The sequence below is a fragment of the Martinezella lusitana genome (assembly GCF_010668395.1).
Taxonomy (GTDB): Bacteria; Pseudomonadota; Alphaproteobacteria; order Rhizobiales; family Rhizobiaceae; genus Rhizobium; species Rhizobium lusitanum_A.
This window is the reverse complement of sequence record NZ_WUEY01000031.1, coordinates 17821-38441: the sequence shown is the minus strand read 5'-3', so window position 1 is coordinate 38441 and position 20621 is coordinate 17821. Positions and strand designations below refer to the sequence as shown.

The window sequence follows — 20621 nt, the reverse complement described above, 5'->3', positions numbered from 1 at the left end:
AAAGCTGCGCGGCGATATCGACGAACGGTAATGTCACGTTGTATGCCTGACGCTGGGCGAAGGGCTTGCCGTTGAAGTCAGGCTGCCGCGCCGGTTACGGCCTTCCAATGCGGCATTGCGCGGATACGATGAATGTGGGTGGCAAGGGCGTTGTGCTTCTGGCGGGACGGGACGAAGTGATTTCTGATCGCAGAAAAGACCGAGATGAACCGTTGCAACCCGCCGGCGGATCGGAAGCCTTGCATCATCCGTTCTCGCTTTCGCAGCGGCAGGTGTGAATTCTCTGCACGATTGTTCAGGCCTTTATGCGATCGGTGTTCGAAGGTAGGCATGACCTCTCGCTTTGCCGCTCCATATGAGCGCAGCTTGTCGGTAACGATGCGCTTTGGCGACGGGCCCTGCTTCTTCAATAACCTGATTAACAACCGCTTGGCTGCCTTTGTATCACGGCGGATCTGGACGATCTCGTCGAGAACATAGCCTTCCTGGTCTACGGCGCGCCAAAGCCAATGCTTCCGGCCACCGATGGAAATCACCACTTCGTCCAGATGCCAGATGTCCTTTCGCGACGGCTTCTTTCTGCGCAGTTTCATGGAATAGGCCGCGCCGAACTTCGGACTCCATCGCCGGATCGTTTCGTAGGAAACGATGATGCCGCGCTCCAGAAGCATTTCCTCCACCAGTCGCAGGCTCAGAGGAACCGGTAATAAAGCCACACGGCATGGGCAATGATCGGCGCTGGAAAGCGATGGTTCTTGTAGCTGACGATCGACGGGTTCATCGCGCCGGCTTAGCCATCAACCGTTAAGCCACTAACAACGTGACATCACCCCTGGCCATCCAGAGGGTCAGACGTCGCTCGTTTCAGTCTCAGTTGGTCCAGCTCATCCGGTTCAGGAAGAAGCTTTCATTGGGGGTCGGCTGGAAGTTCAGTGCTTTCGACGCGCCGTAGATAGCATCCATCTGATAGAGCGGCACGGCCGGGATCTCATCGGCAATGAACTGGCTGATCTTTTGGTAATCCAACAGCCGCTTGCTCTCATCGGACGAAGAGCCTGCTTCATCCAGCAGTGCATCGAGATCGGGGCTGGTGGTGATCGACCAAGTGCTGCCCGAGTGGAAAAGGTAGTTCAGAACGCCGTCTGCATCCTGGCAGGCGCAGGAATTGGTGCTGATCGCCAAAGCCGGAGCGTCGTTCGGTCCCTTCTGGATCAGTTGAAGGAAGGTCGGGGTATCGACCTGAGTGATTTCGACATCGAAACCGACATCCTGCAGTTCCTGGAGAACGGCTTCGGCAACGCGCTGGTCAAAGAAGGCGCCGATGGTGAGCTGGAACTTCGGCGGTTTGCCGGCGCTGGCGATCAAGGCCTTCGCCTTGTCGGGGTCGTAGGGCAGTCCGGTGATCTTGTCGCTCCAGCCGAAATGCGCGGGCGTCATCATCTGGGCGACTGGCTTGTCGAAGCCGCCGAGAATACCTTGCGTGATCCCGTCCTTGTCGATGGCATAGGCGAGCGCCTGCCGGAGCTTTAGATTATCGAAGGGCGGTTTGTTGGGGTTGCCGCGGATGAAGGCCATTCTTTCGGTCAGCACCGGCAGCGCCTTGACACTTTGCGAGTCCTGCAACTGCGCAGCCTGGTCCGAGGTCAGGGCGCGCGCGAAATCGGCGACGCCGGCCTGCAGGTCCGCCAATCGGGTCGATGCATCAGGGACGGCGCGGAACACGGCCTGCTCGAACGGGCCCTTGTTTCCCCAATAGTGATCGTTGCGGGCAAGCGTCACGGACACGCCGCGATCCCATTTGACGAATTTATAAGGGCCGCTGCCAACGGGTGCCAGATTGAACGCCTGGTTGCCGACCGCCTGCACTACATGTTCCGGAACGATGGAAAGCTTGGTCAACTGCGCGAGCAGCGCCGGATAGGCAGTCTTCAGTGTCAGCGTGACTTCGTGATCGCCGGAAACCTCAGCCTTGGCGATCTTGTCGAATTGGCTGAGCTGAGGGCTTTCCAGCTTCGGGTCGATAATCCTGTTGACGCTGAAGGCGACATCTTCCGCAGTCAGCGGCGTGCCGTCGTGAAAGTTGACATCGCTGCGGAGCGTGAAGGCAATCTTCGTGTCCGACAGGCTATTCCACGATGTGGCGATTTCCGGAACGATCTTGCCGTTGTTGTCACGCGTGACCAGATTGTCGAAAATATTGCGATAGACGAAGTAGCTGTCCGGATTCCATTGCAATTGCGGATCGAGTGTCGAGGGTTCGTTGACGAGATCGACCACGATCTGCGGTTTTTCCGCCGCCTGCGTCATGGTGGCGGGAAGCAAGACCATTCCGACAGCGGCTGTTAAAACAAGAAATTTGCGTAATATCATCATCTACTCCTTCAAAGAATGGGTGCGGGCATTGGCGGGCGGAGACACGCCGGCCGTCGATTGGCATTGCTTCACGAATGCTCGTGCTCGAGCCGGGATGGTGCACTCAAATGGCATGCAGCCGAATGACCAGTCTCCTGTAGCGGCTGGAGTTCAGGCGATATCGCTCGACAGAGCGGCTGAACGATCGGGCATCGCGTCGAAAACCGGCAGCCATCGGGCGGATTTGCCGGGCTCGGCAGGTCGCCCTGCAGAATGATGCGCTTGCGATGGCGCTGCGCGCGCGGATCGGGCAGGGGCACGGCGCTCAGCAGCGCTTCGGTATAGGGATGGACCGGACGAGCAAAGACATCCGCCGTCGCTCCAGTCTCTGCGAACCGTCCAAGATACATCACCGCAACCCGATCGGCGAAGTGCCGCACGACCGACAGATCGTGGGAGATGAAAAGATAGGAGAGGCTGAAACGCTGCTGCAGTTCGAGCAGCAGGTTCAGAATCTGCGACCGGATCGAGACGTCGAGGGCCGAGACCGGCTCGTCGAGGATCAGCAGCTTGGGCTGCAGCGCGATGGCACGGGCAATCACGATGCGCTGGCGCTGCCCGCCTGAAAAGGCGTTCGGCTTGCGATCGGCATGGGCAGGATTGAGCCCGACGAGATCCAGCAGTTCCGCCACCCGCCGCTTGCGTTCGTCGCGAGTGCCGACATTGTGGATGATCAACGGCTCGACAATGCTTTCGCCGATGGTCAGCTTCGGATTGAGGGCCGAAAGCGGATCCTGAAAAATGATCTGTATCTCGCGCGACAGATTGGCTCGGCGCTCCGAGGCTTCGGCTGCCACGGTCTCGCCCTCGAAGACCATGCTGCCGGACGTTGCGCGCTGCATTCCGAGGATCGTGGCGCCGAGCGTCGATTTTCCGCAGCCCGATTCACCCACGAGCGCGAGGCTTTCTCCCGGCGCGATATCGAGATCGATGCCGTCGACCGCCTTCAGCCAGCCGACAGGGCGGCCGAGAAAACCGCCGCGGATCGGAAAATGCACGCGAAGATCCCGGACGGAAAGCAGAGGCGCCGTCATGCGAGCGTCCCGATCCATGTCTGATGCCAGCAGGCCGCGCGGTGATCGATGCCGGCCGCGGCGAGCGGCGGCGGTTGATTGCACACGTCGTCGGCAAGCGGGCAGCGCGTGGAAAACCGGCAACCCGACGGCCAGCTGCCGATGTCGGGGACGGTCCCCTTGATCGTCGGCAGGAAGGTCTTCGCGACGCCATCGAGCCTCGGTATCGTCGACAGCAGCATTCGCGTATAGGGATGGTGCTGCTTGTCGAAAATGGCATCGACGGGCGCCTCCTCGACGATCTGGCCAGCATACATGACCGACACCCGATCAGCGATATCGGCGACGACACCCATGTCATGGGTAATCAGCAAAATCGCCGTGCCGGTCTCGGCGCGCAGCCGCGTCATCAGTTCGAGGATCTGGGCCTGGATCGTCACGTCGAGCGCCGTCGTCGGTTCGTCGGCGATCAGCAGGCGCGGCTCTGTGATAAGGGCCATGGCGATCATCGCTCTCTGGCACATGCCGCCGGACAATTCGAACGGAAATTGCCGGAAACGCAGCGCCGGTTCGGGTATGCCCACCTGTTCCAGCATGGCAATCGCCTGCCGCTGTGCCTGGCTTGTCGTAAGCCCACGATGGACGACAAGGCTTTCGGCGATCTGCCGGCCGATCGGCATCAGCGGATTGAGCGACGCAACGGGCTCCTGAAAGATCATCGCCATTTCGTCGCCGCGCAGGCGTTTCAGCGCGGCATCGTCGAGCCTGGTAAGTTCCCGGCCATTCAGCCGCACCGATCCTTTCTTTCGCGTAGCAACGCGCGGCAGCAGGCCCATGACGGAGAAGGCCGTCATCGACTTCCCGCAACCGGATTCGCCGACCAATGTCACGATTTCACCGGCCGCGACCGAGAAGCCGACCCCGTCGACGACAGGCTTGCCGCCGATCGAGATGTGCAGGTCTTCGACGGTGAGGACGGGCTGCGTCATGCCGGCTTCGCCTCGCGAACGGCGGCCCACGGGTTTTTCGGATGGACCATGCCGGTATTGACGCCATCCCGCCGCAGAACCGCCGAGGGCACCGCAAAATTGACGGGATAGAGCGTATCCTCGATCAGGTTGATCTTGAATTCCGAGGCGACGGCCGCGGCCACATCGGGTGCCGCCGTGCGGTTGACGTGAATTGTCGTGCCGCTGGCATCGATACGCGGGCTCAGTAGCGCTTCCTCCAGCGACAGGCCGTAGGCGGCGATATAGGAGAGGATTTGCGCGACAGCGGGAACGATCTGCCGGCCGCCGGCGGCGCCAAGCGCAATCTCCGGCACGCCATTCCGTGTGGCGATGATCGGAGACATGTTGGCGAGCGGCCTGCTGGCCGGCGCTATGGAATTGGGCTGGCCAGGGCGTGGATCAAACCACATCATGCCGTTGTTGAGCGCAAAGCCGGTTTCGCGCACCACCACTTTCGAGCCGAAGCGCGACAGCAGGGTATTGGTGAGCGCAACCATGGTACCGTCGCCGTCCACCACGCTGATATGGCTCGTGCAGCTCTCGCCGGCGGCATGTCCGAGATGCTTCAGACGATATTCGCTGGCGCGACGGATCGCGCGCGCAAAGGCCAGGGCGGCCTCGCCGCTGAGGGGTCTATCCGTCGGCAAGCTGCGATCGAGTTCGGCCATGGCCGCACAAAGCGTCGGCCCTCCCGACAGGCCGGGTACGGCGTGGATGACAAGATCCTTGTATTCTTGCGTCAGCGGCGTCAGCCAGCGTGGCGCGTAGGCAGCGAGATCCTGCCTTGAAAGTGTCGATCCGCCCGACGATAGGCCATCGACCAGGAGATCGGCGATTTCTCCTTCGTAAAAGTCGCGTGCGCCAGCCTCAGCAAGCCTTTCCAGGGTCTTCGCCTTCGCCGTCATCGGTAGGAAGGCCGTTCGGCCACCTTCAGGGACACGCGGGGCGCGGCCGTTGTGCAGGAACAGTTCGGAGGCTGCCGGAAACTGCGCGAGATTGGCGCCGTCGATCGCGAGCGCCAGGGCGGCATACCAGTCGAGCTGCAGGCCGCGATGGGCCTGCTCGATCGCGGGCGCAAGCGCCTCGGCCCATGAGATCGTTCCGAAGCGGGAGAGGGCTTCGGCAAAGCCGGCGATGGCGCCCGGCACGCATATGGACCCATAACCAATCAGGTTGCGGTCGCCTTCGACGGACGGCCAATCGAACCAGTCGCCGTCCCGGCCTGGAACAAGCGGATAAGCGGCAGGATCGAGGGGTGCCGGCGAGATGACGTTGAAATCAAGAACGTCGACCGAGCCGTTTCCGTCGCCCCGAACCATGAAACCGCCGCCGCCGATGCCCGACAGCCACGGCTCGACGACGCTGAGCACAAGCGCTGTCGTCACCGCCGCGTCGACGGCATTGCCGCCCTTGGAAAGGACCGCCGCACCAGCCTCGGCCGCTCGCCAGTTCTGACAGGCAACCAGGCCATTTTCGCTGCTGGTCTCGCGCTTGCCGATCTGCCAGGTCTCGTTCATTTGCTTCGTCCGAATCGCGAGGGGCCGATCGCCGCGGGAATGGCAGCGCCGACGGCAAAACGTCCCTGATTGTTGGAACAGGCGTGATGAGCGGCAATCTCGGCGGCGGTCGCAACCCAGCTCGACGGCTCGGCCGTGATCGTCTCCAACATTTTTTCGAGGATTGCGATACGTTGCGCCCGTCCGAATATCCAGTCGTGGATCGTCAGCGTGAAGAGGCCGCCGAAACGATGGAGCGCGCGCCATTCGGTCAGCCAATCATCCAGGACCGAAGCGCTGGAGCAGGGTGCGCCGCGCTCGGTGCCGCTATTTTCGAACTTGAAGAAGATCGCATCGTCCAAGGCCCATTGTACGGGTATTTCCGTCACGCCCTCGATCTCGTAGGGATGGTCGAAGCCCATGAGGGACGAATCGTAGGCAAGGCCATGGCGCTTTACCTCCACCAGCATATGCGGCGTCATTTCCCAGGCCGGCGATCGGAACCCGACCGGCTTCCGGCCAGTCTGGGCGACGAAAAGAGCAAGGCTGGCGTCGAGCGCGGCGCTGAACTCCTCGTCGGTGATATCGCCGACGAGCTCATGGAAATATCCATGGAGGCCGATTTCGTGACCGGCCTCTAAGAGAGCCGGCAGAAGCGACGGATCGGATTGCGCAACCACGCCCGGCACATAGAAGCTTGCCTTGACGTTGTAGCGCGAAAAGAGATCGAGGATGCGCGGCAGGCCGATGCGAAGCCCGAAGCGCCGGATTTCCAGCCGGGAAAGGCGATTGGAGAGGCCTTCGCGCTGCTCCCAGAGAAAAGGGGAGGTCGCATCGACATCGACGCTTAGAAGGACCGCGCTTTTCTTGCCTTCGGGCCATTCATAGGCCGGGAAGGACGAAAAGCCGCTGCCGGATTTGCCTGCATCCTGAACCATGATCCCTGTCTCCGTGGCTTATAGCGGCTTCTTTTTTGCCTGGTATACGGCAAGTGATCCGATGGAATTGCCGCCATCGGCGGTCAGCGTCGCTCCCGTGATATAGGAGGCAGCATCCGAGGCGAGGAAGAGGACGGCATTGGCCGCATCTCCCGGCTGCGACGACCGACCGAGCGGGATGTTGCCGAGCACGGCGTCGATATGTTCCTGCGTCAGGTGGCTGACGTCGCTGCCGGGGGCAAAGCCGGGTTCAACGATGTTGACGCGGATGCCGAATTCGGCAAGCTCGATGGCGAGCCCTTTGTTGAGCCGGTCGAGCGCTGCCTTGGAAACGCAATAGGGAACGGAGGTGCGCCGGATCTTGCGCGATCCGCCCGAGGAAATGTCGATGATCGAGCCCTTGATGCCCTTGTCGATCATCTGCCGCGCAACGCCCTGCGACAGCAGGAAAGGCGCGCGCAGGTTAATGCCGAAAATCTTGTCCCAATCATCGGCGTTGATGTCGAGAAGGAAGCCGGACGGATAGATGCCGGCGTTGTTGACCAGGACATCGGCCGCGCCCCAAGTGTCGGCGATGTGAGCGAGCAGGGCCTTGATATCGGCGTCAGACGTGAGATCCGCAGCAAACTGAGGATGGTTTCCGTCACCGACAGTTTTGGCGGCAGCGGCAAGCCGAGCCACATTCTTATCCGTCAGCAGCACCTGCGCGCCCGTATTGGCGAACGCCTGGGCGATCCAGCCCCCGAAAATGCCCGCCGCGCCGGTGACGACGACGTGTTTTCCTTTGAAATCGTTCAAAAAATCAACCATTTGATTTAGGTACTCCGTGGGTCGAGGCGGTCGCGCAGATGATCGCCGATGAAATTGACGGACAGGACGAGAAGGAAGAGGGCAAAGCCCGGCAGGACCGAGAGCCACCACGCTGTCGCGACGTAATTGCGCCCCGTCGACAGCATCGCGCCCCAACTGGCTGTCGGCGGTTGCACGCCGAGGCCGAGGAAGGAGAGACCCGCCTCGAACAACACCATCAGCCCGAATTCGAGCGTGGCGACGACGATGAGAGCGCCAGCGATATTGGGCAGAACATGCCGCCGCAGTACCCGGAACCAGCCGGCACCCATGAAGCGCGACAGGCGCAGATAGGGCATGTTGGTCACGGTCAATGTCTGCCCGTAGGCGACGCGTGCGTAACGCGGCCAGCGCGTCAGGGCCAGAACGAGCACGACATTCAGGAGCCCCGGCCCAAGCACGGCGACGGTGATGATCGCGAGCAGAATGGCGGGCACGGATAGGACGATATCAACCAGCCTCATGATGATCGTTTCCGTCCAGCCACGATAGAAAGCGGCAAGCATGCCGATCAGACACCCGAAGACGCCAGACAGCAGCACCGAGGTAATCGCGACGAACAGCGAGACGCGCGCGCCGTAGATCAGCCGGCTCAACGTGTCGCGGCCGAGCTCATCCGAACCGAAAAGATAGGGCGTGTTGCGCACGACCGTGCCCGGCGGTTTCAACCGGGCCAGTAGATTCTGCGTGTTGGGATCATGCGGGGCGATGGCCGGCGCAAAGATCGCCATCAGGACGATCAGCAGCAGGACGACGATCGAAATCGCCACGCCGACCGGCGTCTCGCGCATGAATCGTCGCGATCCGGCAAACGAAACACTCATGCATGCCTCCCGGAAAGCCGGATGCGCGGATCGATGACGCTATAAAGCACGTCGGCGAGCAGATTGAGCAGAATTGCGAGCGTTGCGCCGATCAGGACCACACCCTGGACGATCGGGAAGTCTCGGGCGCTGATCGCCTGTATCGTCAACTGGCCGAGGCCAGGCCAGGCGAATACCGTTTCGATGATGATCGCCCCCGTCAGCAGGTTGGCTATTTCTAGCGCCGAGATCGTTACCAGCGGCACGGCGGCATTGCGCAGCAGGTGGCGCAGAACGATGCGCGCCATCGACAGGCCCTTGGCATGGCCCGTGCGCACATAGTCCTTTTCCAGCTCATCCAGAACGGAGCTGCGGGCGACGCGGGCAAAGGTCGCCATCGACAGAAAGCCGAGCGCAAAGGCTGGCATCAGCAGGCTTGCAATACCATTTGCTCCGGATGTCGGAAGCCAGCGCAGGACCACGCCGAACAGCATGATCAGCAGAACTGATGTCCAGAAGGTCGGCATCGACTGACCGACGAGCACGAAGCCCATCAGCCAGCGGGACTCCCATGAGTGTCGGCGCACGGCAATGAACACGCCGACCGGCACGCCCAGGCCTATCGCCACCACAAGGGCGCCTGCGGCAAGAGATAGGGTGTACGGGACGCGACTGGCGATAATATCGATCACCGGCAAGTGCTGCACATAGGATTGTCCGAGATCGAAGCGGAGCAGGCCCACTAGAAACTGGAAATATTGAACGTATAGCGGCTGGTCGAAGCCGAGAGCGACCCGCAGTGTTTCGATGTCGGCCTTGGATGCATCGGGTGGCACGAGCAGCAGCACCGGATCACCGGTGAGGCGCTGCAGGAAGAAGACGAGCGTCACGACGCCGAACAGAGCGATCACGGCCTGCAACAGACGCTTGGCGATAAATGCAGGCATGACCTATTCCCTTTGTTGCGGGTCTCGGATTGATGCGGGGCGGCGCTAGCTCGTCCGCTTGGGATTGGTTTCGCTCCTGTTCAGAACGGTTGCGGAAAGGTCCGTTCCCGGGGCTGCTTTCGACTTCTTCGTCGGCGATGCCACGGCTGATGCATCCGATTCCAGGAAGCGGGTTTGCGTAAAGCGTGCGAAGGCTTCGCAGGCTTCCGTCAGGAATGCGGTCGCCGCGATCGTTCCGCCCGAGCGCTTGGCTTCGACAAAGGCGCTCCAGTCCGTCACCGGCAGTTTCGAGCCGCCTTTCGCTTCCATGAATGCGAGATATCGATCCGATTTGTCCCAGAGATTTTCGAGCCAGCCGGCAATCAATGGCGCCTTCATGTTCATCGTCAGGAGATGCCGTATCTGCCGGTCGTAACGTCGCGCCGAAACGATATCTTCGCCAAGACCCTGCGCCTGAGCGGCGGCGAGCGCCGCATGCATGTTCGACAGCGTCTCCAGCCGCATAAGTTCGTCGGAAGAGAGCTCGACATCGCCAAGCAGCGGTTCTAGCTGCCGGCGGCCGAGAATGACTTCACGCAGGCCGATGGCGCTGATGGACGCGACCTTCCAGCCGCTGCGCGGCTGCGAAGAGACAAAGCCCGAATGCGCCAGGCGGCCGAGGGCGGCACGGACGATGCCGCGGCCAACGCGGTAATCCCTACAGACCTCAATTTCGGAGAGCCTTTCGCACGGTGCGAGCGCACCGGAGATGATGGCATACTTCAATTTATCCTCGGTGATCGCAACCGTATCGGGCGCGCCGGACGACAGAAAGGGGCTTTGAGTATCGAGCATGCCATAAAACTAACATCTCAGTTATAAGAATTGAAGTGTCAGATTTGCGCAAAGCGCTTCCAAACGAAAGATTTCTGCTAAATGAACACCCGCGCTGAGAAAATTGGTAGCGCGAAGGGAAGTGTCTTCGACACGAGAGGTGCCGAAGGAGCAGAGCTTTCCCCATGCCATTGAACATGGCGCGGCGGACCTCTCGCATCCCATCCGTCAGCGAAACGACATGCCTGAGCCCGCGAGCTCAGGCACCTGTCTGCGCCAAGCCGCATCGGCTACGGGCGGTCGAGCAGGAGCGTATGCGTCAAGCAACTCGAAAGTGCCCAGCGGCAATCCCGGTGAAGAGGGGCGAAGGTTGTAGCCGGCAAAATCAATGGAGCTATCCGAGATCACCTGAAAATCCCGAATTCGAATACGCCGGACCACTGCGTCCTTCGGCACTCGCGCTTGCAGCTCCACGAGGAGAGGCATTGCTTCGGCGAGCGCGGCATTTTCGGCCGCACGACACGCGATCTGAAAGGGCGGATCTCGGAATTGTCCCGAAGCATGCCGCGGCGAAACTGAAAACCCAACTTTTCGGTTAGCTGCCCGACTTGAGAGAGACGCACGTTGCCGGCGAGCTCGACAACTATTTCCCAGCATGACGTGCAGGTGTGGCTGATCCGAATTCTGGGCATGTAGAAAATGCGCACATTTCTCCCGCAGAGACTGCAATGAAAAAATTCTCCACCAGAATTATAGACATTAGACAACTGATGCTTCAGTTTATGAAATTGAGATGTTAGTTTCAATTCATTGTACCACTGCGAGCTCATGCAGGCCGGAACGTGTGAAAGTTTTGAGGTGGAGATTCTGATCGCCGTTCGATCCCGGGCCCGAGGCGACGCGATTGAATGATATTCTCTGGGGACTGGGCGATTTTCGCATATCTTGCTGGTCATGCGCATGCTCGTTTCGATCCCGATCCGAGATTTCTGCCGATTGTGCTGTCGGACCGAACGCAAATCCTCAGGACGAAATTTCTTTGGCATATCCCTTCAGGAATAACCCTCTTTAAAAAAGGACGTGGAAGATGAAGACAATGAAGGTTTTGGCAATTGTAATCCTGCTCGGTGCGGCGACACCGCTGCCGACCTATGCCGCGGCAAAGGATACGATCATTGTTGATCTTGTCAGTGAGCCTTCGTCTCTCGATCCGCAGAAGCAATGGAATCCCGACAGCTATTTCGTTTATCGCAACATCTTCGATCAGCTCGTCACTCGCGACGACAGCGGCAAGATCATTCCCGATATCGCAACCGCCTGGACCTACAAGTCCGATACCGAAATCGCCTTCACGCTGCGCGACGACGTCACCTTCCATAATGGGCAGCCGCTGACGCCCGATGACGTTGCCTTCAGCGTCAACCGCATCATCGACAAGAAGTTCGCAAGTCCGCAGTTCAGCCAGTTCAACAAGATCCTGTCGGCTTCCGTCACTGGGCCGCATGAGGTGACGATCCGCACCGACGGCCCTTATCCAGTTCTGCTGGCGCAGCTGGTAAAGCTGTCGATCGTTCCGAAGCACGTGGTGGAGGTCGTCGGCGACAAGGCGTTCAACCTTTCTCCGGTCGGTTCCGGCCCTTACAAATTCGCAAAGTGGCAGCTTGGCGTCGGCGTTTACCTCGACCGCAACGACGCCTATTGGGGCACGAAAGGCTATTTTCAGCATGCGGAATTTCGTCCCGTGCCTGATCCCGCAACGCGCGTTGCCGATCTGAAGGCGGGAGGCGCCGATCTGGCCGTGACGCTCGACCCGGATCTCGCCGCGCAGCTTCAGTCGACCTCCGGTGTCAAGGTATTGACGACGGTGACGGAGCGCATCGCCTATCTGAAGCTCAATCCGTCGCGGCCGCCCTTCGATGATGTGAATTTGCGCCGCGCCGTCGCCTATGCGATCGACAAGCAATCGATTATCGACGGCCTGCTTGGGGGTTACGACAAACCGGCTTTGCAGTTGGCGTCCCCGGACTATGCCGGCTATGCGCCAGACGTGGAAGGGCTCTCCTTTGATCCGGATAAAGCAAGGCAGCTCGTCGGCGAGGCCGGTGCCGCTGCGAGGCAGCCGATCGATTTCCTAACGTCGCCGACTTTCGATCAGCGCATCGTCCAGGCTTTGGTGCAGCAGTTAAGCGACGTCGGCTTTAAGGTCAACATCGAGAATGTTGATTTCGCCACCTACTTGCAGCGCGTCCAAAGCGAGAAGACCAAGCAGCCGACGCTGTCTTTCGGGCGCTGGTCCTGTGCCTGCCAGGACGCAGACGGCATATCTTTTCCGCTCCTGCACAGCACCAGCTCGTGGTCGTCGCTTTCGGACAGCAGCATTGACACACTTCTGAATACGGCCAGAAACACGCTCGATGACGGCAAGCGGGTAGCTGCCTATAACGAGGTGGCGACGGCGGTGGCAAAGGATGTTCCGGTTCTGCCACTCTATCAGGCGGCCGCCATTTACGGCGCGGCTGATAAGCTGGAATGGAAGCCGACCGCTAACGAGAGCTTTTTCCTCAACCGTGTAAGCTGGCGCGAATAGTGGATAGCGCGCAGGGACGCAAGTTTGAAAAAGGCTAAAACCAAGGCGTCTGATTGGAACGGAATCGACATGCACAGCTAAAGCGCGGGGCGCCGATGCCTTTGTGCTTCATAGGTTGCCATCAGTTTCATCCGCTGACTGTTCGTCATATCACGGCTGAAATCCGTCATTGCCCACAGGACAGCGATGGTCTCAAGCTGGCCCGGATTCGTGATGCCAGATCGAACCAAATGAATCAGCCGAACAGCGAAACCATCCAGGCAATATTCGCTTTTATCGAACCAAGGCTGCGCCGTCACCAGATCGAATACTCGTTCGACAATCTCCAATTCCTTAGGGCGCAGTGCCCTACCCGCGAGGCGCCGCAAACGCTCCATGCCGTCCCCAACCGCATACTTCATATAAATTCCCGCGATCAGACACGGAAAGGTGGTAAGTTGATGGGGCTAATACTGAACATGAGTTATGTCCAATCCTTGCTCTAGGTCAAAAGGGTAACTCTTCTGAGCCTTAGGCTGAACACGCTGCTGCAAGATGCTTCAAGCATAAACTTTAAGTGGAAATATATGCGGAGCCGATTATGATTGCGAGCGAGTAGAGCTCCGCATGGGCAGGGAATAAAATGCAGCGCTATCACCACTTGACGGAAGGTATTTTCCGACCGGACGAACTGGCTATGTTGCAAGCGATTTTCAACGAGATCATCGAACGACCATGGTTCGATTTGAACGAATTCAGCCGGGAGGCTTTCGCAACCCAGGTGATCCAGCTCTACCGCAGCGGATCGACTGATTTTGATGAATTGAAAGAGCTGAGCATACTGACGGCACGCGCTTACTTCAGTCGAGACGACGTAGAGGAAAGACAGAAGGCCATAGAGTGTCTGCGGCAAGTCGAACGGCGCGCTTCGCTCACTGAAGACTAGAATATCTCAAACCGCGACCGCCGACAGAGCGCGGCTATCTCCCGTTCAAATTCTGATATCGCGGCAATCGCCCAAGGTTCAAGCTTGGATATTTCGTCTTTATGGGCACGATTGGCTATAAAGGCCAAACGCAATAATCGAGAGAAGAATTTCACTTGTAGGCCCCTAAAAGAGACCCGGCTCTTTGTCCTCGTGGTGTCCGCCGCGCCAGGTCTCTGCCGCATATGGCGGTGCGGCGACGCCTAACTAATGCACTTTCAGCAGATGACAAGGCACTATACCCTGAAAGTAGTAGCCAGGTGCCTGAATCCGATGCTGGGCTCGGCCGAAATCCTCGTATGGTCCGCCTCCGACCGAGCCCTTCCGCACTGGGGACTGTTGCTTCAGTTCCGACATATCTCGGCTTTCCCGATTCGAGAAAGACACTTCTGATATCGGCAATTTACATGCTGTCTGTTTGTTAGTCCCGTCCCTGCGGCTGAACCAGCCGGCTCTCTTACCCGTGAACCGAACGTGACCGACAGTGTTGATCTCTGCAGGCATTAGAGTCGGCACGATAATCGGTATGCCGGCCTGTTGTCTTATAGCGGCCTAACGAGATCAAGGATGGGCGTTGATGGATGATGCCGTGGTCGATCCGCACCTACGGGTGGGGAGCGTCCAAAGGCTCAGGGTTGCGGACTCATCGATTATGCGTTTGCTTCTCAGCCGCAACACCAATGCACCGAACATGATAATTGGCAAACAGGCGGCTGATATGATTAATAGTACAGTCTTTAATACGTGGATCCCTCGTGCAGGTAGTTCCACGGCGCCGGCGGCCCATAAAGGTGCGGCTGCTGTCGGAAAACGCAGCTGGGTGGTTTGACCGCCGGATAATAAACATTCTGACTGCCTCCGACTATGCCTTAAGATGGTCGTGAGCAAGAGCTAACAAACCACTCCGAGACATCACTGATTAGAGGCGCTGCTGCGTGTCCCGGGCGAAGAAGTGCAGGTTCGGCGTCTTCAGCGAGATCTCGATCTTCTGGCCCGGCGTCAGTTCGGCCCGTTCTCGCATCACCCAGGTCAATTCCCTACCTTGCAGATCGAGCGCGACATGCGTTTCCGAGCCGGTCGGCTCGACGACCGTGACAGTTACGGCAACGCCGCCTTCCGCCGCAAGGGAAATATCTTCCGGACGTATGCCCAGAACGATTTCTCGGCCCTCCGACTGAGCGGGAGCGCGGGAAAGTTCGATGCGGGTGCCGGTGGGCAGCACCAGCGCCGGTGCCGCGCCGCCGGCAAGCTTGCCTTCGAGAAAATTCATGGCGGGCGAACCGAGGAAGCCGGCGACGAAGACATTTTTCGGCCGGTCGTAGAGTTCGAGTGGCGAGCCGATCTGCTCCACCTTCCCGCCCTGCAGCACGACGATCTTGTCGGCCATGGTCATGGCCTCGACCTGATCGTGGGTTACGTAGACGATGGTCGTTTTCAGGCGTTGATGCAGGGCCTTGATTTCGGCGCGCATCTTCACGCGCAGCTTGGCATCCAGGTTGGAAAGCGGTTCGTCGAAGAGAAACACCTTGGGGTCGCGCACGATGGCGCGGCCCATGGCGACGCGCTGGCGTTGGCCGCCAGAAAGCTGGGTGGGTTTGCGGCTCAGAAGTGGTTCCAAGCCGAGAATCGTTGCGGCTTCGCCAACCTTCCGCTCGATCTCGGCGCGCTTGGCACCGGCAAGTTGCAGCGCAAAGCCCATGTTTTCAGCCACCGTCATCTGCGGGTATAGCGCATAGTTCTGGAATACCATGGCGATGTTGCGATCCTTCGGCGGCAGGTCGTTGACCACCCGGCCACCGATCGAGATTTCTCCGCCGCTAATATCCTCCAGCCCGGCAATCATGCGCAGCAGCGTCGACTTGCCGCAGCCCGAGGGGCCGACGAGAATGACGAATTCGCCGTCCGAGATTTCGACATCGACGCCATGGATGATGTTTACCGTGCCGTAGGACTTCCTGACGTTCTTGATGGTCAATCCGGACATGACATTCTTCCCTTCAAGGTGGATCAGTGCTTCTTGCGGATACGGAGCGCCTGGTATGGCTTGCCGGGCAGCTCCACGCCGAAAGCCGCATCGGCCTTGCCGCCGCGCACGACCGCGCCGTGGCGCGTCGGATGCGGGATCGGCGCTTCCAGCTTCTTCGCCGGCGTGATCGTCATCTCCCAGGTGTCGATGATGTCGACGTCATAATCGGTTCCGTCCTTGGGCAGGCCGGTGGACCAGATGACGGGTTGGTGCTCGCCGAGATAGATGTAGCTGACATCGCCATCGCGAGCGCCGGAAACGCGTGTCCACGGCCATTCGCCGAACGAGGCCATGGGCTCAAGGCCATCGACGACATCCTGTTCCAAAAGGTCGCGCAGGAAGCCGATGCGCTTCCAGGCTTCGCCGCGCAGCTCGCCGCCCTTGGCCCACCAGATCAAATCCTGCGGATGCGAATAGGTTTCGCCATGGCCGGCATAGCCACCGCGCGTGACCGTGATCCAGAAGCGATGCACCAGCTCTTCAGCCGTCAGGTTGCCCCACGACTGGATGATGTTGCCCTCATATTCCGGCTCGTCGTTGACGACGGGCTTGCCATAGGCTTCGCGCCATTCCTGCGTGCGCTTCACGTCCCAGTTCTGAATGCAGGTATGGGTGACCCAGGGCTTGCGATGATCGAAGTTCATCGTCGGCTCGCCGTTATGGATCGACTTCAGATGGCCGTAGGGATCGTTCTCTTCGAGAATGTGGAAATAACGATCCCACTGCTGCAGCGGCTTGGTGTCGAGAAGGAAGTCATATTCGTTGGCAAGCGCCCACCAGACGTTGCGATAGGCGGCGAGGCGGGCGGCCAGATAGGCGACGTAGCGAAAGTCCTGTTCGGCCGACATATCGGCATAACCCCAGCGGTCATAGGGGTGGAACATGATGATGTCGGCTTCGATGCCGAGTTCGCAAAGGGCTGCGACCTGGTTCTCGAAATGACGGAAGAGCACCGGGTTCGGCCGATCGAAATCTTCCTTGCCGTCAGCGCCCTTTTCGAAGCAGACGTAAAGCGGCTCGTTGACGTTATAGGGATAGTCCTTTGGGAAGACGCCCATGCGGATCTTGTTGAAACGCGACGTCTTCAGCGTTTCGAGCGTCTGGGCCTGCATGTCGAGTGGCTGGTGTGTCCAGGCATAGCAGGTGGTGCCGAACGACAGGAAGGGCTTGCCGTCGGCATAGGCAAAGTGGAACTTGTTGTGGACGTGTACGGGGCCGTGGTTGCCCTCGGACGGCTTGGTCGCGACGAAGGAGCCAGTCTTGCCATCCAGTTCCGATGTCTTCGACCGTGTGCGGAAGGACCAATCACCTTCATTGTCCGGCATGAAGCGCACGCGGTAGACGCCGTCGCCGTCATAGAAACCGGGCACGCGGATCTCGCGGCTGTTCTGGCTGAAAACGGCATCGAATGCCACATCGAGATAGGGGTTGCCGCCCGAAGGGCCGTCGAAGGCTGCTTCGAAGACTCCCCATTTTTCGACGGACGCGTTGGACATGATGTTCTCCTCGGAAGATGTATGGATGGTGCGACCGCTCAGCCCTTCACCGCGCCGGAGGTGAGGCCGGAGACGAAGTAGCGCTGGAAGATCAGATAAACGATGGTGGCCGGCAGCACGGTCATGACGATCGCCGCGTTCAATTGGCCGTAATCATTGGAAAACTGCCCCTGGAAGGACATGAGCCCGAGCGGCAGCGTCCACATGTGTTGGTCCTGCAACAGCACGAGCGCCATGGCGAACTCATTCCATGTCGAGACGAAATCTAGGATCAGCAGTGCCGCGAGCACTGGCAGGCAAACCGGCAGAAAAATCCGACGAAAGATGGTGAAATGGCTTGCGCCGTCGATGAGGGCTGCCTCTGACAGTTCCTTCGGAATGCCTCTGAAGAAGCCGTAGAGAATGAAAACCTGATACGGCACACCGAACGCGATGTAGGGCAGGATGACGCCCGGATAGGTGTCGATCAAACCGAGCGAATTGACCAGCGTGAACAGTGGGGCAAGCATGACTTGGAAGGGGATCATTGTGCCGAAGACGACGAGGAGCAACAGCAGCTTGTTGAACCGCATACGGATCTTGGCGAGGGCATAGGCCGCCATCGCCGAGAGGATAAGCCCGAGCGGCACCTTGATCACGGTGATGATGGCGCTGTTTAGGAAAGCATTGGCGAAATTGCCACGGCCCCAGGCGCTTGAATAATTTTCAAAGGCCGGCTCGAGTGGCGGCATGAAGGCGCCGGTCGACGTCACATCCGCCTGTGTCTTCAGCGAGGTGAAGACGATAAAGACGAACGGTGCGAGCCAGATCGCAGCGACGATGAGGAGTGCGATCCACAACCCGATCAGTACGGGATCGCGCTTGCGCTTTGCCGGGGTGATGGTCTCGAAGCCTTCCGACATGGATGTTGCCGATGCTGCGGTCATTGTTCGGCCTCCTCATGCTTCTGCGTCCAGCGCAGGTAGGGAATGACGATGGCGATGGTGATGAGCAGCAGGACGACCGAGATCGCAGCCCCGCGGCCGAAATCGAAGATCTGCATGGCCTGGGTGAAGGCCCAGAGCGCCAGCATCTGCGTCGATTGCGCGGGACCGCCGCCGGTCAGGCCGTAGACGATGTCGAAGGCTTTCAGCGACGAAATGACCGACAGCACCAGCACGATGGTCAGCGTCGTGCGCAGCGCGGGCAGGGTCACGTAGCGGAAGATGTTCCAGCGCCCGGCGCCATCGATGCGCGCCGCCTCGACCAGCGTCTGCGAGACGTTTTGCAGACCTGCCAGAAACAGGACCATGGAGAAACCGACTGATTGCCAGAGATAGGCGACGAAGACGGAATAGAGCGCGATATCCTTGTCGCCGAGCCAGTCCTGAATCCAGTCCTGCAGGTGCATGGAAGTCAGGATCTCGGTGAAGAGGCCGAAAAAGGGATCGTACATCCACTTCCACATGGTCGCGACTGCGATCGGCGCGATGATGACGGGCAGATAGAAGATGGCGCGGAAGGTATTACGGGCAAAGAGCTTCTGATTGAGGCTGAGCGCCAAAAGCAACCCGACCATGGGCGGAAAGATCACGCACATGATCGTCCAGATCACCGTGTTGCGGAAGGCGACCCAAAAGACCGGGTCCTGCGTGAAGATATATTGATAGTTCGCGAGACCGACGAATGGTCGCTCCGGCGCCAGGCCATTCCATTTCTGGAAGCTCAGCACAACGACGTTCAGCATCGGATAAAGCGCGAAAATCAAATAGATCAGCATGGCCGGCGCAAGCAGGATCACCGCCTGAACACGTGCATCGTATATTCGATTGCGGAATGACATTATGATTTCTCCCGACGGCAGCTGATGTGTGGGCATGAAAGTCAGGGAAGCCGTCCGCCGCGACTGGCAATCGGAGTGGCGGCTTCCCCCGAGCGATCAGGTGCGGCCCGCGATGAAGGCCTGCAGCTGCTTGGCCGCGTCGGCCGGCTGGATGTTGCCGGAGGCGACGTCGTTGATCACCCGGAAGTATTCAGTCGTGACGTCGAGCGGGAAAGCCTGGTCGCCATTCATGTAGACCTTGCTGTAGGTCTTGAAGATATCCAACCACTTTGCCTCCAGCGGCTTCAGGTTCGAGTACTGGACATTCTTGTTGACGGAGGTCGAACTGATCTGGCCGACGAGATCCTGCTGCACCTTGGTCGAGAGGAAATAGTCGAGAAACTTCGCGGCTAGATCCGGATTTTTGCTCTTGGTGCTAATGTAATTGTACTCGGCGAAGCCATAGAGACGGTTCGTGTTCGTCGGGAACGGCACGACGCCATAGTCGTCAAGGTCGACCTTGCTGCCGCTCAGCTGGCTCACAAGCCAGTCGCCTTCCAGCATCATTGCGGCGCGGCCGGCAACGAACAGCGTGTAGGACTGCTGGTTGCTGATGCCCATGAAGGGCTTCAACGTATAGTCCTTGGTCCACTTGGCGAATTCGGCGAAGGCGTCGGTGGCGCAGGGCTCCTTGGTCCAGTCGGACTTCATGGCCATCAGGGCGTCATGCTTGTCGGCGCCACACTTGGTCTCGAGCAGCACGTCCATCAGGCGCATGACGTGCCAGTTGACGGAACCGCCGAAGGTGAAGGCGGGGATTTTCGCTGCCTTGAGCTTCTCGGCGTCGGCAAGCAGATCCTCGTAGGTTTTCGGCTCTTCGGTGATGCCCGCCTTTTGGAAGAGCTTCTTATTGTAGTAGATCGCTTCGCCCTTGAAGGTGAAGGGAACGCCATGCTTGCCGCCCGGATAGAGATCGGCGAAGGCGGCGGCCGAGGGAAGTAGTTCGTCGTTCCACTTGTACTGGGTGTAGTACTTGTCGAGTGGCAGCGACAGGCCGGCCTTCACATATTCGCCGCCAAGCCCAAGGCCTGCCCAGCTGAAATAGATGTCGGGTCCCTTGCTGGAGCCAGCTGCTACGCGCAGCGCCGTCTTGTGCTCGTCGATGCCGCGCTGAACGATTTCAACATGAGTACCAGGATTGGTGGCCTCGAAGTCGTTGGCGACTTTCTGAAGCGCGGTGTTCGCTGCGCCGTTGTCGAAGTTCAACGTCCAGAGCGTCAGGTCTTCCGCGGCGGCATGGGTCGCCGCCAGACTGGCGGCCGTAATCGCAGCGGCACCGAGCCAGCGCGCATAATTGAAGTTGATAGCCATCTCCCGTCCTCCTCTGAGTAAAGCTGTCGGCGGTTTTCACAAATCGGTGTCAACATGTCAACTGGTATGATGAGATAATCATCCGCTTAGCTTAG

General features: G+C 59.4%; 18 protein-coding genes and 1 pseudogene. 3 read left to right on the top strand and 16 right to left on the bottom strand.

Annotated elements, in window-relative coordinates; all coding sequences use genetic code 11:
- Positions 1-77: 77 nt before the first annotated feature.
- From GR212_RS33540 to GR212_RS33495, 10 genes and pseudogenes are all read right to left on the bottom strand, one after another.
- Positions 78-781: pseudogene (locus GR212_RS33540) on the bottom strand (IS6 family transposase).
- 89 nt (positions 782-870) lie between these two features.
- Positions 871-2328 (bottom strand): ABC transporter substrate-binding protein, encoded by a 1458-nt coding sequence (locus tag GR212_RS33535; RefSeq protein ID WP_246726173.1) that lies wholly within the window; start codon positions 2326-2328, stop codon positions 871-873.
- Between the two features lie 113 nt (positions 2329-2441).
- The gene (locus GR212_RS33530; RefSeq protein WP_163993773.1) at positions 2442-3446 is read right to left on the bottom strand and encodes an ABC transporter ATP-binding protein; all 1005 of its coding nucleotides are present in this window, start codon (positions 3444-3446) and stop codon (positions 2442-2444) included.
- Positions 3443-4414 carry an ABC transporter ATP-binding protein gene (locus GR212_RS33525; protein WP_163993771.1) on the bottom strand — a complete coding sequence of 324 codons (972 nt, stop codon included), beginning with the start codon at positions 4412-4414 and terminating at the stop codon, positions 3443-3445. The genes GR212_RS33530 and GR212_RS33525 overlap by 4 nt, the downstream gene beginning before the upstream one ends.
- Positions 4411-5952 (bottom strand): gamma-glutamyltransferase family protein, encoded by a 1542-nt coding sequence (locus GR212_RS33520; protein ID WP_163993769.1) that lies wholly within the window; start codon positions 5950-5952, stop codon positions 4411-4413. Before GR212_RS33520 ends, GR212_RS33525 begins: the two co-directional genes overlap by 4 nt.
- On the bottom strand, positions 5949-6869 hold the full coding sequence (locus GR212_RS33515) for a polysaccharide deacetylase family protein (protein WP_163993768.1): 921 nt from the start codon (positions 6867-6869) through the stop codon (positions 5949-5951). The genes GR212_RS33520 and GR212_RS33515 overlap by 4 nt, the downstream gene beginning before the upstream one ends.
- An 18-nt stretch (positions 6870-6887) precedes the next feature.
- A complete protein-coding gene (locus tag GR212_RS33510) occupies positions 6888-7679 on the bottom strand; it encodes an SDR family NAD(P)-dependent oxidoreductase (protein WP_163993766.1) in 792 nt (263 codons plus the stop codon).
- A gap of 5 nt (positions 7680-7684) precedes the next feature.
- Positions 7685-8542 carry an ABC transporter permease gene (locus GR212_RS33505; protein ID WP_163993764.1) on the bottom strand — a complete coding sequence of 286 codons (858 nt, stop codon included), beginning with the start codon at positions 8540-8542 and terminating at the stop codon, positions 7685-7687.
- A complete protein-coding gene (locus GR212_RS33500) occupies positions 8539-9468 on the bottom strand; it encodes an ABC transporter permease (protein ID WP_163993762.1) in 930 nt (309 codons plus the stop codon). Before GR212_RS33500 ends, GR212_RS33505 begins: the two co-directional genes overlap by 4 nt.
- A 45-nt stretch (positions 9469-9513) precedes the next feature.
- Positions 9514-10302 (bottom strand): GntR family transcriptional regulator, encoded by a 789-nt coding sequence (locus GR212_RS33495; protein WP_163993760.1) that lies wholly within the window; start codon positions 10300-10302, stop codon positions 9514-9516.
- A 1066-nt stretch (positions 10303-11368) separates the two neighbouring features.
- Between GR212_RS33495 and GR212_RS33485 the strand changes: the two genes are divergently transcribed.
- Positions 11369-12868, top strand: a complete 1500-nt coding sequence (locus tag GR212_RS33485; protein WP_246726171.1) for an ABC transporter substrate-binding protein — start codon at positions 11369-11371, stop codon at positions 12866-12868.
- 77 nt (positions 12869-12945) lie between these two features.
- Here GR212_RS33485 and GR212_RS33480 read toward each other — a convergent pair whose 3' ends face one another.
- Positions 12946-13269, bottom strand: coding sequence for a hypothetical protein (locus GR212_RS33480; protein ID WP_163993758.1), 324 nt, complete (start codon positions 13267-13269; stop codon positions 12946-12948).
- A gap of 221 nt (positions 13270-13490) precedes the next feature.
- Between GR212_RS33480 and GR212_RS33475 the strand changes: the two genes are divergently transcribed.
- Positions 13491-13793 carry a hypothetical protein gene (locus tag GR212_RS33475; protein WP_163993756.1) on the top strand — a complete coding sequence of 101 codons (303 nt, stop codon included), beginning with the start codon at positions 13491-13493 and terminating at the stop codon, positions 13791-13793.
- Positions 13794-14409: 616 nt separating this feature from the next.
- Complete coding sequence (locus tag GR212_RS33470) at positions 14410-14661, top strand: GMC oxidoreductase (RefSeq protein ID WP_163993754.1); 252 nt, start codon at positions 14410-14412, stop codon at positions 14659-14661.
- A gap of 90 nt (positions 14662-14751) precedes the next feature.
- Here GR212_RS33470 and GR212_RS33465 read toward each other — a convergent pair whose 3' ends face one another.
- The 5 genes from GR212_RS33465 to GR212_RS33445 all read right to left on the bottom strand — a co-directional run bounded on the left by GR212_RS33465 (position 14752) and on the right by GR212_RS33445 (position 20526).
- Positions 14752-15816: an ABC transporter ATP-binding protein gene (locus GR212_RS33465; protein ID WP_163993752.1), complete on the bottom strand. Its 1065-nt coding sequence runs from the start codon at positions 15814-15816 to the stop codon at positions 14752-14754.
- Positions 15817-15839: 23 nt separating this feature from the next.
- Entirely contained in the window at positions 15840-17354 is a 1515-nt protein-coding gene (locus GR212_RS33460; protein WP_163993750.1) for a DUF5060 domain-containing protein, read from the bottom strand.
- A gap of 38 nt (positions 17355-17392) precedes the next feature.
- Positions 17393-18280, bottom strand: a complete 888-nt coding sequence (locus GR212_RS33455; protein WP_163993748.1) for a carbohydrate ABC transporter permease — start codon at positions 18278-18280, stop codon at positions 17393-17395.
- Positions 18277-19176 carry a carbohydrate ABC transporter permease gene (locus GR212_RS33450; RefSeq protein ID WP_163993746.1) on the bottom strand — a complete coding sequence of 300 codons (900 nt, stop codon included), beginning with the start codon at positions 19174-19176 and terminating at the stop codon, positions 18277-18279. The genes GR212_RS33455 and GR212_RS33450 overlap by 4 nt, the downstream gene beginning before the upstream one ends.
- Before the next feature lie 96 nt (positions 19177-19272).
- Positions 19273-20526: an ABC transporter substrate-binding protein gene (locus GR212_RS33445; RefSeq protein WP_163993744.1), complete on the bottom strand. Its 1254-nt coding sequence runs from the start codon at positions 20524-20526 to the stop codon at positions 19273-19275.
- Between the last annotated feature and the right edge of the window lie 95 nt (positions 20527-20621).